Genomic DNA, 16,398 nt, shown 5'->3' with positions numbered 1-16,398 from the left:
TTGTCACGTAGCATGGCCACCGTGACTTCTACTGCCAGCCCCCAGGTCCAATCAGCCGCAGAACTCTCCACACGCGTGCAGGATCCGCTCTGGTGGCGGCAGGCTGCTGTCTACCAGATCTATCCGCGCAGTTTCGCCGATTCCAACGGGGACGGGATCGGCGATCTGCAGGGCATTACGTCTCGAATCCCGTATCTCAGCTCACTCGGTGTGGATGCCGTCTGGCTTAGCCCGTTCTACCCCTCCGCCCTCGCGGACGGCGGCTACGACGTCGACGATTACCGCGACGTCGACCCCAAGCTCGGCACTCTGGAGGACTTCGACGCAATGATTACCGCCCTCCATCGGGCCGGCATCAAGCTCGTTGCGGACATCGTGCCCAACCACACGTCCAACCGCCACGCCTGGTTCCAGGAAGCGCTGGCATCGCCAAAGGGATCCGCCGCCCGCAACCGCTACATCTTCCGGGACGGCAGAGGCCCCAACGGTGACGAGCCGCCGTCGGACTGGGATTCCGTCTTTGGCGGCCCCGCCTGGGAACGGATCGGAGACGGCCAGTGGTACCTGCACCTCTTCGCGAAGGAGCAGCCGGACCTGAACTGGGACAACCGCGAGGTCCGGAACGATTTCCTGACCACCCTGCGCTTCTGGTCCGACCGCGGGGTGGACGGCTTCCGGGTGGATGTGGCGCATGCCCTGACCAAGGACATGACCGAGCCGCTCCCGTCCAAGGCGGATCTTGGCGCGGAAAGCGACAACAACAACGGCCTGCATCCGTTCTGGGACCGAGACGAAGTCCACGAAGTTTTCGCGCAGTGGCGCAAGGTGTTCAACGAGTACACCCCGCCGCGCACCGCTGTGGCCGAGGCCTGGGTGCACGCCGACCGCCGCGCCCGTTATGCCAGCCCCACCGGGCTTGGTCAGGCCTTCAACTTTGATCTGCTGAAGGCCGGCTGGAACTCCGGGCAGTTCCGCGACATCATCACCAAAAACCTGGCCGAGGCGAAGTCCTCCGGTGCGTCGTCGACCTGGGTCTTTTCAAACCACGACGTCGTCCGGCACGCCACCCGCTATGGCCTGCCCGTGCCCGGGCCCGCCGGCGGAAGCCAGGACGGCGCGGCCTGGCTGATGAGCGGCGGCAAGGAACCCGCGCTGGACCACACGCTCGGCGAGCGCCGTGCGCGCGCTGTTTCCCAGCTGATGCTGGCGCTGCCCGGCTCCGCCTACTTGTTCCAGGGCGAGGAACTTGGCTTGCATGAGGTTGCCGACCTCGCCGACGAACACCGCCAGGACCCCGCATTCTTCCGCAACAGGGGCGTGGACATAGGCCGGGACGGTTGCCGTGTGCCGTTGCCGTGGACCAGGACGGGCAGTTCCTTCGGCTTCGGCTCCGGCGGAGCCCACCTGCCGCAGCCCGAATGGTTCGGGGCATACGCCGTCGAGGTCCAGGAGGATGACCCTGCCTCCAACCTCACCTTCTACCGCCGCGCTCTGGAGCTTCGCCGCGAGCTGCAGACCGAGGAGAACTTCGAGTGGGTTGAAGAGATCTCTCCCGAGGTCCTGCATTTCATCCGGCCCGGCGGGTGGCGCTGTGTCACCAACTTTGGATCAGCCCCCGCTGCCCTGCCCCCGGGCACTGTGCTGCTGGCCAGTTCGCCCCTTCAGAACGGCCTGCTGCCGGCTGATACCACGGCCTGGCTGATCTAGAGCCTCAGCCCCGGCCGAAGACCGCCACCAGGAAATCGGCATCCGGAGCGAAGGGGCGCATGTCCCAGGTGGAGAATTTTTGTTCGCCTTTCAGTCCCGCGGCCGCGGCGTCCTCAAGGAACGTGCCGAAGTCATAACCGCGGCCGGCGCCGAAACCGGTGACCAGGCGGCCGCCGTCGGCCAGGTGATTCCGCAGCCGCGTCAGGACCTCCTGCTGGGTGCCGGGGGCAACGAACGTCAGCACGTTGCCCGCACAGACAATCGCGTCGAAAGGCTCGGCGATGCCCCCCGCGGGCAGGTCAAGTTCCGCCAGATCCGCCACCAGCCAGGGAAGGCCGGGAAAATCCTTCTGCGCCGCCTCGATCAGTTCCGGATCAACATCGACGCCGACGACGCTGTGCCCGCGGGCTGCCAACTCACCGCCCACCCGGCCCGGCCCGCAGCCGGCATCCAGAATCCGCGCCCCGCGCGGCACCATGGCATCGACCAGCCGGGCTTCACCGTGCAGATCGGCGCCCTGCTCGCGCATTTGGGCGAACCGGGAGATATACCAGGCGGAATGGCCCGGAGATGAACGTTTTTTGGTTTCCCAGAGGGTTTCTTTTCGCACGTTTCCAGCGTACGCGGCGGATGATCGGTGCGCAGACTCCCAGCAGATCCCCGCCCTCGCCGCGACTCCCCGCCCTCGCCGCGATTCCCGCCCTCCGCCATCGGCCTCCCGCGTCCCCGCCCATTGTCGGGATCATGCGGCATTCGCGGCCGGATTCCGGCAGGATCCCGACACTCGACGGCGCAAACGGCCGGATGGTCGACACTCGATCTCGGATCATGTTTCCCTAGGCCGATCCCGGTCCGGCAGGTAGGTTGTTCGTCATGAGCCCACACCAGCCCTCACGTGCGCAATCATGGTCCCGGCGCGCGTACGGCCTGGGCGAACGAGCAACACCCCTGTGGGCGGCCGTATGTGCGGCGGTGGCGTTGGCCGCGTTCCTTGTGCCCCTGGCAATTCTGCTGACCGATGCCCTCTACTGGCCCGGAGCCGAAAGTGTCCGGTCCGCGGCGTCGATGTTCATTGGGCCCCTCGGACTGTCGCTGGCCGTCGTCGTCCTCTGTCATCAGTCCGGTCGGCTGTCGGCACCGGAAGCCCTGTTCACCGCTGTTGCCAGCATCCCGGCGTGGGGATTGGCGGCTGCCACGGCGGCCAGCTGGTCCGCTGGCTTCGAGGCCGCCGATGCCGGCACCGATCCCGGTTGGTTTGGGGCAGCCACTCTGCCGCTGCTGGCGGCTGCCTGGGTTGCCGGGACAACGGCTTTTCTCCCGCTGATGAGCTTCCCAGGGAGTTTGCAGCGCTCACGCTACGTCCGCGGTGTGCAGAGCGTACTGCTCGCCTCTCCGGCAGCACTTGTCCTAGGCATCGTGTTTTTGGTTGCGGTTCCGCTCGCTCCCCTTGCCGCGGCCGCGCTGCTGTTCGTCTCTCTGCGGGCAGCCACGCTGGGCAGGTCCGCACCGGAGCACCGGGCAGATGGCACGCCGCCTGACGGGCCGCCGCCGGCGTTCCGGCCGGAGAGGCTCGGCCAACAGGAAACCTCGCCCCGGCGCCTTCGCCCCGCCGTCGCGGCGATTGGGGCGGCCACCTTGGTCCTGGGCCTGCTGTGCGCCGGATTCGCACTCACCGGCAGCACCTGGTCTGACCTGGCAGAAGATTCCACCGCAGCGATGAATCTTGGCCTGGCTGCCGGGGCGCTCAACGCCGTTCCGCTGACCGTGGCGTTGGGCATGGTGCTCCGGCCCTGGTTTGGCGGCGTTATCCGATGGACGGTGCTCCTGGTTTCGGGAGGCCTCCTCTTCGAAGCGGCAGCCCAGTTTGCCGGCGTCGGGCACCCCTGGCAGTGGCCGCTGACCCTGCTGGGTGGACTACTGCTGGGTTTCGGTCTTGCCCTTCCCTTGGCGCGGCTCATTCCGGGATGCCCGCTGCTGCGTGTCAGCGTGACCTTAGGCACCGGCCTGGCCCTGGCATTCATCGGTGTGATCGCCGTGGCGGCGGCCGGATTCATCGCTCCTCTGGTGTCAGCCGCACTTCTATTCTGGTGTTTCCTGCCTCCCGCGCGGCAGCGTTCCATGCTTCAACCGGCCTGACGCTTCTCAGAAAGGACCCTGTAGCGAAGGTGGGTTTCGCGTGCAAACAGGGGAAGTCCTTCTCCAAGCAGGAGGGGCACAACGTCCACTTGAATCTCATCAACAAGGCCTCGCCACCGGCCGGCGCCGGCGAGGTCCGCAACGCTACCGCGGCTCCGTCACCGCACCTGATCCAGCTCCCGGGACAACACCTCGGGCTCGGCAACATCGAAAAACCCGATTCCCTGTGCCGTTCCGAAGTTGAGGAAGTCCAGTCCCGTGTTCTGGTAAGCGGGGTTTCGGCTGCTGCCAAAGAAGACGGATGTATGGCGCCCGTCCCGGGAACGGACGGTTTGGATGGCGATGTCCTTGAGGCTGGTGTCCTGAAACGACCGTTCGCTGGTGGACACGATCGCCCGGGAATCCGTGAGCCCGTAAACCGTCCTGAGCTTCCTACGCTTCTTGTAGATGAAGCGGCCAAAAACGAAGTAGAGGCCGATCAGGACAAACGGGATTCCCCACAGAATGAAGAAAAACGGGCCCTCGCGGGTTATGGCCATGGACTCCCAGAAAACGGCGAAACCGCACCACAGCAGGCTAAACGGCACCATAAATTTATCGGCCGGCGCAAACCGCACGCCGGGGTCGGGGCGGCCGGCCCAGCGCAGCTTTTCTCCGGGCCTTAGGAGCGGCTGAAGGCGTGTCCATTCCTCGTTCATGCCCAGAGTCTTCCACGGGAACCCGCGGTTACCCGGAAGGGACGTGCCGGTAGTTTTCTTCACGAAACCAGCCGGGACCTTTCGTGTTCCGGGAATAGAACGCGGAGCCTGCACCTTGTACCGCCAATGAAAGCAATCGCGTATTCCAGCACCGGTCCCTCCTCCGTCCTCTCCCTCGTCGACCGTGACGTCGCCGCCCCCGGTCCGGGCGAAGTGCGGGTCCGGGTCGCCGTCTCCGGCGTGAACCCCACCGATTGGAAGGCCCGTGCCGCCGGCAATCTGGCCTTCCCCGAGGTGGTGCCAAACCAGGACGGCGCCGGAACGGTCGACGCAGTCGGTGACGGCGTCACCAATCTGCAGGTCGGCGACCGCGTATGGCTGTACCTCGCGGCCCACGGACGCCCGACCGGAACGGCTCAGGAGTTCACCGTCCTCCCCGCCGACCGGGCAGTGAAGCTTCCGGAGGGGATCGGATTCGACGTCGCCGCCAGCCTTGGCGTGCCGGCGATGACCGCGCACCGCGCCCTCACCATCCACGAAGACGGGCCGGCCCGTCTTGCCCCGGGAGCCCTCGCCGGACGGATGGTCCTGGTGCAGGGCGGCGCCGGAGCCGTGGGACACGCTGCCATCCAGTTCGCCGCCTGGGCGGGCGCCACCGTGATCGCAACGGTCAGCAGCGACGCGAAGGCCGAGCTTGCCCGCGCCGCGGGCGCCCACCACATTGTCCGCTACCCGGACACTGCCCAGGCGGACCGCATCCGGGAGATCGCCCCCGACGGCGTGGACCAGATCGTGGAGGTTTCCCCCGCCCAGAACGCCGCGCTGGACGTGGATGTGATCGCCAACCACGGCAGCATCGCCTACTACGCGAATAACAACGGCGACGAGTTCACCGCTCCCATCATCCCCAGCTTCGCGAAGAACGTCCGCTGGCAGGGCGTGCTCATCTACACAGTGGGGGCCGAGGCCCAGCATGCCGCGGCGGAGGACATCACGGCTGCACTGCGCGACGGCGTTTTCCCGGTGGGTGAGTCCGCAGGCCTTCCGCTCACCTGGTTCCCGCTGGAGGACACCGCTGCGGCACATGACGCCGTGGAAAACGGCACCACCGGCAAAATCCTCATCCGCGTGACAGAAGAAACCGCCTAGAGCCTCAAAAGGGCCTCGGACCAGAGGGCTCGATGACGCAGGGCGTACCGGGTTGCGCGGCGCCAGTGGTCTCCGTGACCTTGTTCGTACATCGAGCCCCACGGTTCGCGGCCGACGTCGTGCGATGTTTTCAGCAGCCGGTACATGGCTGCCGCGCGTTGGTGTAAAGCCTCGGGCAACTTCCCGCGCAGCGTCCGGTCCGCCCCGTACCCCGCCACGAATGCTGCGAGATTGTCCGCCGCTTCCTCCGGTGCCTGCCGGGTGTCAGAGAGCGTAAAGGACTGGGCAGCGTAGGCGAGGTCCCACAGCCGGGTGCTCGGCGCAGCAGCATCCCAGTCAATAAACACCCAGCGTTCCCCGAGGATGAGATTCCACGGGGCCAGGTCGTTGTGGCAGATCAGCTCGCCTCCGGGTGCCGGAATGGCTGAGGCCCAGCGTGCATCCGGCGCAGGCACAAAAGACCCGCTCGCATCGTGGATCGCCCGGACCATCTTCCCGACCCGGTGGAGCTCGGCCTGGCTGAGCGGCCCCGCTTCGAGCGCGAGTTGTCCCGGTATGAACTCGGTGACCTGCCTGCCCTGCTCATCAGAGCCGAAGACGACAGGTACGTCCACACCGTGTTCCCGGACTGCCGCCATGAACGCCAGCACGCCGGGGGTCGACTCGGTCCACGGTTTGCGGACCGTTGACCCGATCCGCACTACGCCGCCGCTGGCGTTGCCGCCTGCCAGTATTTGTTCGTCTTCCATTCTCTGAATGCTAGCTTCGGTGCACACTGATCGCGTGAGCGAAAACCAGTGGGTGCTGCACGTTGATCTTGACCAGTTCATTGCGGCCGTGGAAGTCCTCCGCCGCCCGGAGCTGGCGGGCAAACCGGTGATTGTGGGCGGCCGCGGCGATCCGACGGAACGGGCGGTGGTATCCACGGCGTCCTACGAGGCTAGGGCGTTCGGCGTGGGGTCGGGCATGCCGCTGCGGATTGCGGCCCGGAAAGTGCCCGACGCCGTGATCCTCCCCGTCGATTCCGACGCCTACCTTGCCGCGTCCGACGTCGTGATGGCCACCCTGCGCAACCGGCCCGGCGCCGTCGTGCAGGTGTTGGGCTGGGATGAAGCGTTCGTCGGCGTGGAGACGGAAGATCCGCAGTCCTACGCCCGCGGCCTTCAGGCCGCTGTCCTGGCGGACACGCAGCTGCACTGCAGCGTGGGCATCGGAGACACTCTGGTCCGGGCCAAAAACGCCACCGATCTTGGCAAACCGGCCGGCGTCTTCCGCCTCACCGCGGACAACTGGCTGGAGGTGATGGGCAACCGGCCCACCAGAGAGCTGTGGGGTGTCGGAACCAAGATTTCCGGCCGGCTGGCCAAGCTGGGCATTTCCACGGTCGCGGAGCTCGCCGCCGCCGACCCCCAGGGCCTGGTCCCGGAGTTCGGACCGAAAATGGGGCCGTGGTATGCGGAGCTTGGGCGCGGGGACGGGTCCGCCGCGGTGGATGACACCCCGTGGGTGGCCCGCGGACACAGCCGGGAAACCACGTTCCAGCAGGACCTGACCGACCCGGCCCAGGTGGAGGACGCCGTGCGGCAGCTGACCGCGAGCGTCCTGAAAGATGTGGCGGCGGAAGGCAGGCCGGTGATCGGGCTGACGCTCAAGGTCCGGTACGCCCCCTTCACCACCAAGACGCATGCCAGGAAGATTCCCGAGACGTTCAACACCAGCGACGTCATGGCCCGGGCCCTTGATCTCGCCGGCGCCATCGAGGCCGGCCGGCCCATCCGGCTGCTGGGCCTGCGCGCCGAAATGCCCATGCCGGGCGGGGCCAGGAAGGGGCACACGCCCACGCGCGGTGGCTGGTAATTGCGCCGCTACACGGCTAACGATCGGGTGACTTTTCTGCGGTGAACACTCGGTTACGAACGGATGACCCACTGTTGAACGGGTAACGTAACGGTACTAAGTCTTTTTGCGAGCCCGGGAACGGGCGGCTGTCAAGAGTGTTGTCGAGGGTGTGCGGCGGAAATGCCGGTATCGGAATGCGGGGTGTTATGTCAGGCCGGATCTTTCACGTGACCCAACGGGTCGGCGTCGTTGTGGGCGGCCTCCTGGTCTACATCCTGATCTGGCTGGGGCTTGCCATGCTCATCGCCGCCGTCGGCATCCGGTTCTACTGGGGCGAAATCTCGGTGGGCCAGATGCTTCTGAATCTGGTGTCCGTGGAAACCGACGGCGGCGGCGGAGCCATCGTCTGGGCCGGCATCCTGGGAATCGGCGTCGTGCCCCTGCTCCTCACCCTCGCCATCGCCTTCTGGCGGCACTCCCGGCACCGTTCACGCCGTCGTACCGGCGCGGGTATGCTCCCGCGCCGCAAACAGTGGATCAAGCGCAGCGTCTCCACCATTCTGGTGTCCGCAGTGGTTGTCGGTGGAACCACCGCGTTCAGTACAACGGTGGGCGTCGCGGACTACATCAAGGCCGGGAAATCCGCCTACGACGTCGGCCAATACTATGTGGAGCCGACCGTCACCGACGATCAGCAGAAGCGCAACCTTGTGCTGATCTACCTGGAATCCGGTGAGGCCACCCTCGCGGATGACCAGCTCTTCGAAAAGGACGCCTTTGTTCCGCTCAAGGAAGCCACTCCGGCCTCAGAGGGCTGGCAGAGCGTAGAGGATCTGCAGCAGTACAGGGGCGGAGGCTGGACCATGGCCGGTCTCGCTTCGACGCAGTGCGGCGTCCCGCTGAAGGGCGCGGGTCTGGGGGCGAGCAGCGACTCCTCCAACGACGTCGACGGCGGCACCGATTCCTATCTGGGCGGAGCCACCTGCTTGGGTGACGTCCTTGACGAGCACGGCTACACCAGCGTCTTCATGGGCGGCGCCAGCTCCTCTTTCGCCGCCAAGGACACCTTCCTGAACACCCACGGCTACTCCGAAGTGAAGGGCCTCGCGGATTGGCGCGCCGCCGGCGAACCGGAGGAAAACTTCCGCAGCGACTGGGGCCTCAGCGACGAACGCCTCATGGAGCAGGCCAAGATCAGGATCGATGAGCTGCACGCCGAGGCGGAAACCACCGGGCAGCCGTTCAACCTCTCCATGCTGACGCTGGACACCCACGAGCCCGTGCACATTTACGACTACTGCAACGTGGATACGCAGAACCAGGTCACCTCCGCGTTCTTCTGCTCCATGACCCAGGTGGCCGGTTTCCTGGACCATATGAAGGAACAGGGATACCTCGAGGACACCGCCGTGGTGATCATGGGCGACCATCTCAAGCACATGAGCGCCGGCGACGCCTTCCACGAGCAGCTGGATTACCACGAGAACCGCACCATCTTCAATCGGATCTGGGTTCCGGGCGGAAACAAGTCCACTGCCCAGCACCCCGGCGCGGACCAGCTGAACATGTTCCCCACCATTTTGGAAGCCGCCGGCCTGACCCTGGAGAACCGCGCGGCGGGGCTGGGCGTGTCCGCCTTTGCCCCGGAGGTTCCGGACGGTTCGGCGCAGGCCATGGAGCCCCAGGGGTACGCGGAGCTGCTGGACTCGCACTCCCCGCTGTTCTACGCGCGTGCCTGGGCCGGCAAGGTCGCCGCTCCGTAATCCGCACTTGAGCGGGCTAGTGCACTGAAAACCCGCCGTCGACGGCGATTGATTGGCCCACCACGTACGCGGACGCCGCGCTGGCCAGGAAGATGGCCGCTCCGGCGAAGTCCCCGGCCGTGCCGTTGCGTTTGATCAGCGTCCGGTCGGCCAGCGCCTGCACGGTGGCCGGGTCAGAGCTGAGGCGCTGGTTCAGGGGTGTCTGCACAAAGCCCGGCACCAGAACATTGGCGGTGACTCCCTGCGGTGCCCAGGCTTCGGACTGTGACCGGGCCAGCGCCTCCAGCGCTGCCTTGGACACCCCGTAAACCCCGCTGGCAGCGAAGGGCCGGTGCGCCTGCTGGGAGCTGATGTGAATCATCCGCCCGAAACCCCGCTTCGCCATGCGGGGTGCCAGGCACTGACCGAGGATAAACGGTGCCTCCAGATTCACCCGCATGGTGGCATCCCAGGTGGCCTCATCGACGTCGGGCATGGCGGGGCGAAGGTTGATGCCTGCCGAATTCACCAGGATGTCCACGTCCCCGGCGGAGTCGGCGAGCGCATAGGCGCCGGCGCGGGTGGAGAGGTCGGAGGTAATGCCCGCAGCGGAGCCGCCGGCCTGCCGGATTTCTTCGGCTGCAGCCTGCACTGCAGCGGCCGTTCGTGCGGCAACCATGACGTGGGCGCCCGCCGCACCCAACGCCAGCGCGATCGCCCGCCCGATGCCTGAGCTTCCTCCGGTAACGAGGGCCCTCCGTCCGCCCAGACCGAACAGATCACCAAGGTATGTCGACTGGTTCATAGCCTGAGCCTAACAATGCGCCGGTGAAAGATCTGTCCGCAGGGGGTGGCGCCGGCCGTTCCCCGGGTGGACGATGGGCGTGTCAGGCCGGGGCCGCATGTGCGCCTCGGGACCTCAGAGGAAAGGCACAATCCCATGGCTGATCTGGGCGGTATGGCAGACAAGGCGAAAGAGGCGGCCAAGGACAACCCGGAGAAGGTTGACCAGGCCAAAGATAAGGTCAAGGACGCCGTCGACGGTAATAACGACGACGAACAGAAGTAAACCAGCTCCAGCGCCTAAGCCGGACGGTCCCGCATGGGGCCGGCCGGCTTTTTGCAGTCATGCGGAGGGGTGGAAGAAGGTGCGGTCTCTTCCGGGGCTCGGTATCCTGCTGCTGCGCGATCCAACCGCACTGCATATCCAATGTCACGGCTACCGGCTCGCCCTGCGGCAGCCGCCGCCGGACGCAGGCCAGTGCTCAGCTTTGTGTCGCCTTTGCTCTTTTCAGCCGAAACCCAAGCACGGCGGCTGATGTCAGCAGGATAAACCCCACGCGATACAGACCTTCCGCCCACCAGGTATCCTCCTCGATTGAGGGTTGACTGACTAAGAAGATCAGCAGCCCGACAATGCCCACGAACATGAAAGTAAAAAGCATGATTCGGTTGCGATCCGGGGCGAAAATAATCAGTTCACCTTGGGACCGCCCCCTCAAGAGCCAGACTCCGCCGCAAACCAGCCCTAAACCCCAAGCAAAAAAGAACCAAAGAGTTAAGGCGTCTGTGCCGGTGGCGCTGATTGCTGAGCTGAAGCTCGAATACACGCACAACAGGCTGAGGCACAATGTCACGCAGGCGCACAAGATTCTCATCGGCGTCCCCATCCACCGATTTATAGTCCGTACATCCCGTGTCATTTATATTGCCGCCTGTCCTCGGAGCTGGCTGAACTACTGATGGGTCGCGCTGGAGAATATAGCAGTTTGCTCCGCTGATAGCATCCACCCTCGTCCTAACCCTCCCAGCACTTTTTGGACCATACGAACCGCATCAGCTCTGGCTGTCAGTGGCATTGGGAAGCCTTACCTCCGTTCCAGGAACACCCTGATCCTCCACCGGCCCCCGAGAACCAGTGCAATACTCCATGAGTGGCGTGATTTTTTAGCGGAAACGCACCAGCGGAAGCTCCTCAAATGCCGGCTTCGCAAACCAATATCCCTGAAACAGACGAATACCGGCTGCCTTGAGCACCAAGAATTCCGCCTCAGTCTCGATCCCTTCTGCCAGCAGCGCAATATCGAGATCCCTGGCGATTCCCACTATGCCGGCCACTACGGCCTGCCGCGCCGGGCTGGTATCGATCCCCCGGATGAGCAACATATCGATCTTGATCAAATCCGGCTGGAACTCGACCAGAAGGCCCAGCCCGGCGTGCCCGGCCCCAAAGTCATCCACAGCGGTAGTGAACCCGTGCTTGCGGTACTCGGTGATGATGTTCGTGAGGTGGGCGGTATCTGCAACTTCTTCATTTTCCGTGAACTCGAACATGATGGAGGACATCGGAAAGTTGCATCGACTGGCCGTAAGCAGCGTTGCACGGAGGCAGGCGGCCGGTTCGTAGACGGCGTTCGGCATGAAGTTAATTGACAGCATCAGATCCTCGCCGGCGGGAAACAGGCGGGCGGCCAGCTCGATGGCCTTAACGCGGCAATCCTGGTCGAAGCGGTACTTCTGCTCCGGCGAGACCTGTGACAGGACGTCAAAAGCACCCTCGCCCGACAATCCCCTGACCAGCGCCTCGTAACCCCAGACGCGACCGGCAACGGCGTCATAAATTGGTTGAAAGGCCATGCTGAAATCGAAGTCAAGCTTTGAAGATGTCCGGCAGCCCTCGCATGCCATTTGGTGCCCCCCCCCCTCACTGAATACGTCCACCGTATTCTACGACCCGATTGGCCGCGGCCCGCGCCGCGAAGCGGGCGTGCATGAATGTCATTTAATCCGGGCCTCGGGAATTCGCCAGCCGGGCGCGGTGGGACCGATATTCGTGCCACGTAAGGCACACAATTAAGATATCGAACAGGGTGAGAAGAACCATGGCCCAAGAAAATGATGTCCAGATTTGGTAGCCCTGAAAAACTATAAAGACCAACAGGAATGCGATCATCCAGGGATATGCCCACAGGTAGTCCTTGAGCACGGCCCAGACGAGGACAACTTTCACCAATCCATGCAGCAAGAGGTACACCGCCCCAAAGAGTGAGGCCGAAACGGTCAGCGAGTCGGCTCCATGCAGCAGAGCGTTAGCGATCGGGCTGCCCGGTTCTTCGGATAGTTCGTGCTGTGTCAGGGCCCGCGCCAGCGATCCTATCTGCGCCGGAGTCATCACGAACAGGAGGATTCCACCGGCAATCTCCAGCAGCCCGTCGAGCCCTTTCAGGATCAGACTGACCTTGAAGGTCTTATCCAGGACCGTGCCGCCCTGGCCCGCACCCCCGGCTCGTGCTTTTCCCACAAGGCCTCCCCTGCCACCGTCACTACCTTGCATTGTGACGCACTTGGCCGGGTGAGTCCCCGGTCTGATGCAGAAACCGGTTAGCGCATGGCGGACAGGGACCGGGCCGTGCGCCGAACTTTATCCAAGCGCGCGCCGAAGCCTGCAGGGACTTGAGCAGGCAGACCGTTGACCGGGAACCAGCGGACGTCCTCGCTCTCGTCACTGACGGAGATCGCCGTATCCGGGTTGGCGGCCGCAGCGAATCCCACGTCCCAATGAGCGGTACAGGAGAATCCGGAGTGCAGCTCGTGCCGGTCAAGATCCATGATCGCGGGGGAAAGCAGTACAAGGCTGCCAATTCCTGATTCCTCCCGGGCCTCTCTTTGGGCGGCTTCCGAAACCGAGGCGTCCTGCGGTTCGATGTGACCGCCGAACTGCACCCAGAACTGCCCCTTGCGATGGAAGCACAGGAGCACCTGGTCGAAGTCGGGCGAGAATACAAAACAGGACCCGGTCACATGCTCCGGGCCGCCATTTTTGCGCAGAGAAGCGTCCCCCGCCGCGTCCAGAAACCGCAGATACGCGTCCCGTGGTCCTGATTCGGGAAGTTGCTTAAGGCTGGTGCGCAAATGATCAAGAGGCATCCTGTCATCTTGCCGCACATAGCGGCTTTTGCCGGGGACCACGGGGCCACGGGGGCCATGTGGGGGCGCGGACCACGGGCGGGACCCTACCCTTCCCTGACGGGCCAGGCAGCCCGGACCGGGGAGGGTGGAGACCTAGTACTTGATGGACTGTCCGCCGTCGATGGGCCACACGGCCGCATTGACGTAGGGGCGTCGTCGGACAGCAGGAACGCATGCGGATACCCTACTGGCCGTACTCTATGCCGGAGTTGCGCGTCAGGCCCACCACGCCGTGCTTGGCTGCTGCATAGCCCGACTGGTTGCCAATCCCGGTGATTCCGCCGACGCTTGCAGTGTTAACGACCATTTCCGATCCCTGCTCACGCATCACCTTGAGTACCTTTTCAAGGCCAAGGAAGACTCCGCGCAGGCCCGGATCCTGCGGGCCTGGGACCTATCCATGCGTATACATCTATCTCTTCAGGCTATACCCGCACCGGCGGTCTCCCTTACGCCCACCCGCGTCTCAAAATCACCGGAGCAGATTTGATGGGCCCAACGGATTGAGCCGGTACATAAAGGCCGCCATGGCATCGCGGTTGACCGGTTGGAGGGGGCGGAAGGTTCCGTCGGGCCATCCGGTCGTGACGCCATTCGCAGACATGAATGCCATCTCCAGATAAAACTGATCGGTGGTTCTAACGTCCTTGTACGGGCTGGTCTCCGGCGCACTAAAGTGGGTATTTTTCACTGAACGGTACATGAAGGCCACCATCGCGTCCCGCTGGACCGGTTCAAGGGGACGATAGGTGCCGTCCGGCCATCCGGTCGCTATCCCCATACTCGCCAGCCAGGTGATCTCCTTGTAGAACTTATCCGTCGTGTTCAAGTCCTTGAACGGAGACACCGCCGGTGCTGCAAATTCCGGGGAGCCGTGGAACCGGTAGAGGAAAGCTGCCATCGCATCCCTGCGGACCGGTTCCAGCGGACGATAGGAGCCATCCTCGTAGCCGGTCGCAATGCCGGCGTTCGCCATCCAGCGGATCTCACGCTCAAACTGATCCATGCCCGAGACATCGCGGAACAGCGTGTTTTCCTCCTCGGGAATCGGCAGGACGGAAATCTTATTGTTTTTATCCGCGATACTCGCCACAAACATTCGCCGCCCGTCGGGGCTGAGGGCAAAGTCCATAAGTCCGTGGCGGTAATCCGGCAGCAGGGAATGAGCGCAGATCACTGCATCCGTGGTCAGGTCGACAACATCAATCCGGGAGTGGAGCCCTGACAAGAGGAAGGCACGGTCCTCAGAACCGCTCAGCAGCAGCTGCTGACCCTGCCGCGAGGAGAAGCTGTTCCGAACGGATCGGGTCGCTGTATCCAGGACAACCAGCTTCCCGTTGAACCCGTCGGTCACGTAGAGCGTCTTACCGTCTGAAGTGAGGGCCAACTGCCCTGGAGGGCCTCCCACCTCGATGGTCTGAACCACAGCACCTGAGCGTAGATCAATGACATGCACGACATTCCTGCTCAGGCCGCCCACGTAAGCAAATGACCCCGTCGGGTCGATTTCGATGTCAACGAATGTGCCATAGGCAAGATCAAAGTTCCATGTGTCGACGACGGTGTCCGTCTTTGCATCGATAACGGTAATGACGCGGTTGTAACCGGCGACATAGACCTTCGCTCCGTCAGGACTAAAAGCGATTGCCTTGGAATCGAAGATCGGAACTGAAGCCGTCATCGTGTTGGTGAGGGCATCAAAGACCTGCACCGTTCCTGAATTTGTCCCCAGATATCCTTTGGTTCCGGCGGCATTCAGGTATACCTTTCCGGCGTAGGGATAGTGTCCCGGTACCCGCATTTCCGCCACCTGCTGCAGCGTCGCAGCATCCAGAACCGATACGAAGCCGCTGCCAGGTTCCTCGATTTTTGTCAGTGACACGTACAGACGGGAACCGTCCGGGCTGACGGTTACCGCTTCCGGCCCTCCTCCGGTCACCGGGGCTTCCAGGAGCGGCGACGCGCCGAACGCGCCGCAGCCCGTCACGGTGGTCGGGGAAGGAGACACCGTCTCACCATTCGCCTGCGCTGGAACGGTAACCAAGGTGAAAGAAAGCGCCACAGTGCCTGTGAGCACGGCTATTTTCTGCGCAGTGGAACGGATCAATTGAAAGCCCCCGAGTATTAAGACGCGCGCAAACTGAATGGCATCAGTTCGCCCTGCGGCAAAAGATTTCAACCGCAACAATGGCAGAGTACCTCGTGCGGCAGCGAAACAGGTTGAATTTCATCTTCGCCCCGAAGAATCCCACGCCGGTACTGCTTATAACGCCGAGGGAACCTCCGCTGTCAGCCGTGCCCGGCGTCTCCGTCCCGCCGTCGGGCCTTGGTTAGTGGGCCGGTTGGTTGGACCTGGTTAATGGGGTGCGCCGAGTTCGATCAGCAGGACGCCGCCCATAATGAGGACGATGCCAAGGCCCATCAGCCAGGTGAGGGGATCCTTGAAGAGGAACCTGGAGAGGACGGCGGTGAGGGCGACGCCCGCTGCTGCCCAGATGCCGTAGGCAATCCCGACGGGCATCCCGTTGGCCAGGGACAGGCCGAGCAGGGTGAAGGACACGATGTATCCGACGGCGACTGCCGCGTACCAGCGTTTGTTGTCGATCGCGAGGCGGAGGCTGATCGTGCCGGCGACTTCAGACAGAATGGCGCCGACGAGCAGAAGGTAAATCATCAGGCGACCTCTGCTTTCTTGGAGGCGGTCTGGGCTCCGAGCTCCACGCACAGGACTCCGGCAATGATGACAATAATTCCGGCGCCCATGAGCGCGGTGATCGGTTCATCGAAGATCAGGCGGGACCCGACGGCGGTGAGGGCAACGCCGGTCGCTCCCCAAATTCCGTAGGCAACCCCCAGGGGCATGCCCGTGCGCAGGATTGCGGAGAGCAGGACAAAGCCGCTGAGGTAGCCGATGACGACAACGACGTAGAGGGCCGGGTGTTCGAGGGCACCCTTGAGGGCGAGTGAGGCCGTCACTTCCACCAAGATGGCGGGGATTAACAGTAGCCAGGCTTTGGCGGTGTTGGTCATGGATCGATTCCTGGGTAGACGCGAAGAGTGGTGCCGTCAGGGTGCGGCGCGGCTTCCATTCTTTCCCGCTTGAGCAGCGGGCCGCCAGTGGCACGGATGCCTAGGTAAGATGGGTTTGGGCCATTAAG

General features: G+C 63.9%; 18 protein-coding genes. 6 read left to right on the top strand and 12 right to left on the bottom strand.

Annotation, left to right across the window (positions count from 1 at the left end; translation table 11 throughout):
• Positions 1-12 precede the first annotated feature (12 nt).
• The gene (locus tag ABIB35_RS09280) at positions 13-1,707 is read left to right on the top strand and encodes a glycoside hydrolase family 13 protein (protein WP_354180798.1); all 1,695 of its coding nucleotides are present in this window, start codon (positions 13-15) and stop codon (positions 1,705-1,707) included.
• A 4-nt stretch (positions 1,708-1,711) separates the two neighbouring features.
• On the opposite strand, the gene ABIB35_RS09275 is transcribed toward ABIB35_RS09280, so the two are convergent.
• Positions 1,712-2,317: a class I SAM-dependent methyltransferase gene (locus tag ABIB35_RS09275; protein ID WP_354180796.1), complete on the bottom strand. Its 606-nt coding sequence runs from the start codon at positions 2,315-2,317 to the stop codon at positions 1,712-1,714.
• Positions 2,318-2,580: 263 nt separating this feature from the next.
• Between ABIB35_RS09275 and ABIB35_RS09270 the strand changes: the two genes are divergently transcribed.
• On the top strand, positions 2,581-3,843 hold the full coding sequence (locus tag ABIB35_RS09270) for a hypothetical protein (RefSeq protein ID WP_354180795.1): 1,263 nt from the start codon (positions 2,581-2,583) through the stop codon (positions 3,841-3,843).
• A gap of 158 nt (positions 3,844-4,001) precedes the next feature.
• On the opposite strand, the gene ABIB35_RS09265 is transcribed toward ABIB35_RS09270, so the two are convergent.
• Positions 4,002-4,604, bottom strand: a complete 603-nt coding sequence (locus ABIB35_RS09265; RefSeq protein ID WP_354180793.1) for a hypothetical protein — start codon at positions 4,602-4,604, stop codon at positions 4,002-4,004.
• Between the two features lie 63 nt (positions 4,605-4,667).
• Here ABIB35_RS09265 and ABIB35_RS09260 point away from each other — a divergent pair, with 63 nt between their 5' ends.
• Complete coding sequence (locus tag ABIB35_RS09260) at positions 4,668-5,690, top strand: NADPH:quinone reductase (protein WP_354180791.1); 1,023 nt, start codon at positions 4,668-4,670, stop codon at positions 5,688-5,690.
• On the opposite strand, the gene ABIB35_RS09255 is transcribed toward ABIB35_RS09260, so the two are convergent.
• Positions 5,687-6,439 (bottom strand): phosphotransferase, encoded by a 753-nt coding sequence (locus ABIB35_RS09255; RefSeq protein ID WP_354180789.1) that lies wholly within the window; start codon positions 6,437-6,439, stop codon positions 5,687-5,689. The two genes, ABIB35_RS09260 and ABIB35_RS09255, sit on opposite strands and share 4 nt — an antisense overlap.
• Before the next feature lie 7 nt (positions 6,440-6,446).
• On the opposite strand from ABIB35_RS09255, the gene ABIB35_RS09250 reads away from it, so the two are divergent.
• On the top strand, positions 6,447-7,547 hold the full coding sequence (locus tag ABIB35_RS09250) for a DNA polymerase IV (RefSeq protein WP_502915761.1): 1,101 nt from the start codon (positions 6,447-6,449) through the stop codon (positions 7,545-7,547).
• A gap of 209 nt (positions 7,548-7,756) precedes the next feature.
• Complete coding sequence (locus ABIB35_RS09245) at positions 7,757-9,292, top strand: LTA synthase family protein (RefSeq protein WP_354180787.1); 1,536 nt, start codon at positions 7,757-7,759, stop codon at positions 9,290-9,292.
• A 16-nt stretch (positions 9,293-9,308) separates the two neighbouring features.
• On the opposite strand, the gene ABIB35_RS09240 is transcribed toward ABIB35_RS09245, so the two are convergent.
• Positions 9,309-10,076: an SDR family NAD(P)-dependent oxidoreductase gene (locus ABIB35_RS09240; RefSeq protein ID WP_354180785.1), complete on the bottom strand. Its 768-nt coding sequence runs from the start codon at positions 10,074-10,076 to the stop codon at positions 9,309-9,311.
• Positions 10,077-10,211: 135 nt separating this feature from the next.
• Between ABIB35_RS09240 and ABIB35_RS09235 the strand changes: the two genes are divergently transcribed.
• Positions 10,212-10,340 carry a hypothetical protein gene (locus ABIB35_RS09235; protein WP_354180783.1) on the top strand — a complete coding sequence of 43 codons (129 nt, stop codon included), beginning with the start codon at positions 10,212-10,214 and terminating at the stop codon, positions 10,338-10,340.
• Between the two features lie 196 nt (positions 10,341-10,536).
• On the opposite strand, the gene ABIB35_RS09230 is transcribed toward ABIB35_RS09235, so the two are convergent.
• The 8 genes from ABIB35_RS09230 to ABIB35_RS09195 form a co-directional block, all read right to left on the bottom strand.
• Positions 10,537-10,941 (bottom strand): hypothetical protein, encoded by a 405-nt coding sequence (locus tag ABIB35_RS09230; protein ID WP_354180781.1) that lies wholly within the window; start codon positions 10,939-10,941, stop codon positions 10,537-10,539.
• Between the two features lie 277 nt (positions 10,942-11,218).
• A complete protein-coding gene (locus ABIB35_RS09225; protein ID WP_354180779.1) occupies positions 11,219-11,959 on the bottom strand; it encodes an EAL domain-containing protein in 741 nt (246 codons plus the stop codon).
• 94 nt (positions 11,960-12,053) lie between these two features.
• The gene (locus tag ABIB35_RS09220) at positions 12,054-12,572 is read right to left on the bottom strand and encodes a DUF2127 domain-containing protein (RefSeq protein ID WP_354180777.1); all 519 of its coding nucleotides are present in this window, start codon (positions 12,570-12,572) and stop codon (positions 12,054-12,056) included.
• A gap of 80 nt (positions 12,573-12,652) precedes the next feature.
• The gene (locus ABIB35_RS09215) at positions 12,653-13,240 is read right to left on the bottom strand and encodes an NUDIX hydrolase (RefSeq protein ID WP_354180776.1); all 588 of its coding nucleotides are present in this window, start codon (positions 13,238-13,240) and stop codon (positions 12,653-12,655) included.
• 184 nt (positions 13,241-13,424) lie between these two features.
• On the bottom strand, positions 13,425-13,568 hold the full coding sequence (locus tag ABIB35_RS09210) for an SDR family NAD(P)-dependent oxidoreductase (protein ID WP_354180775.1): 144 nt from the start codon (positions 13,566-13,568) through the stop codon (positions 13,425-13,427).
• 144 nt (positions 13,569-13,712) lie between these two features.
• Positions 13,713-15,419, bottom strand: coding sequence for an S-layer homology domain-containing protein (locus tag ABIB35_RS09205; RefSeq protein WP_354180773.1), 1,707 nt, complete (start codon positions 15,417-15,419; stop codon positions 13,713-13,715).
• Between the two features lie 177 nt (positions 15,420-15,596).
• Positions 15,597-15,914: a DMT family transporter gene (locus tag ABIB35_RS09200; RefSeq protein WP_354180771.1), complete on the bottom strand. Its 318-nt coding sequence runs from the start codon at positions 15,912-15,914 to the stop codon at positions 15,597-15,599.
• Entirely contained in the window at positions 15,914-16,270 is a 357-nt protein-coding gene (locus tag ABIB35_RS09195; RefSeq protein WP_354180769.1) for a DMT family transporter, read from the bottom strand. Before ABIB35_RS09195 ends, ABIB35_RS09200 begins: the two co-directional genes overlap by 1 nt.
• Positions 16,271-16,398 lie beyond the last annotated feature (128 nt).

Origin of the sequence: Arthrobacter sp. UYP6, assembly GCF_040547315.1 — a bacterium.
GTDB lineage: Bacteria > Actinomycetota > Actinomycetes > Actinomycetales > Micrococcaceae > Arthrobacter_B.
This window is presented reverse-complemented; position numbering and strand designations above follow the sequence as displayed.